General features: G+C 57.1%; 1 protein-coding gene. It reads left to right on the top strand.

Annotated features, from left to right (window positions below; translation table 11 throughout):
- Window positions 1-102 precede the first annotated feature (102 nt).
- On the top strand, window positions 103-903 hold an 801-nt coding region (locus CF137_RS21380; RefSeq protein ID WP_139721562.1), incomplete at its 3' end, for an IS1595 family transposase.

Genomic DNA, 903 nt, shown 5'->3' on the forward strand with positions numbered 1-903 from the left:
AAAAGGGGCGACCTGCGCCCCGAATTCTTTATAATGGCTCTGTCCCAATTATGTGTTGAAAGGCTAAGCTTGAAGTAGGCCATCACCTTGAGGTCTACCATCATGGATACCCCAGCCTTTCAACACCTGTTGTCTCTCTTTCCACAGCTTACCTTGCGCCAACGCCGTGTTGCCCGGCAGGAGCTCACTGCGCCCCACACCATTACCTCACTCAATGCCCAGCTACCTGCATGCAGCGGTTGCCCACATTGTCAGGCCGATGCCAATCAGCTGGCACCCTGGGGATGGAGTCGGGGACTACGTCGCTACCGTTGCAAACTGTGTCTGCGCACCAGCTCCGTGCTAACCAAGACCCCCTTGGCCAGATTACGTAAAGCGCAGTGCTGGGAAGACTATGCGCAAGCCCTCATTGAAGGACTCACTGTCCGCCGGGCCGCTCTGCGTTGCGGGGTTAGCAAAAACACTGCCTTCCTCTGGCGTCACCGCTTCTTGCGTGCGATGGCCGCCCATCAAGCCACACGGGAAGAGGGCATCGTTGAGGTCGATGAAACCTTCTTCCTCGAGTCGTTCAAGGGGCAACGCGGACTGCCGCGTCTGGCACGACATCGTGGTGGCAAGGGGCGAACCCGGGGAACCGGGCCGGATTACATCCCGGTGATGGTGGTGCAGGACCGTGCTGGCCATCATGCAGATTTTCAGTTGGAAAAGATGAATGCCGAAACAGTTATCGCGGTGTTGAAGCCCCTTGTCTCGCCGGATGCCGTGCTGTGTAGCGATGGCGCGGGCGTGTATGCCAGTTTCAGTAAAGTGCAGGGCGTGACTCATCAAGTAGTGCGCAATCGTCAGGGTGAGCGGGTGGTAGGAGCATTCCACATTCAACATGTAAACGGATATCACCATCGA

Origin of the sequence: Aeromonas sobria (genome assembly GCF_006243315.1) — a bacterium.
In the GTDB taxonomy this organism is placed as follows: Bacteria; Pseudomonadota; Gammaproteobacteria; order Enterobacterales; family Aeromonadaceae; genus Aeromonas; species Aeromonas sobria_A.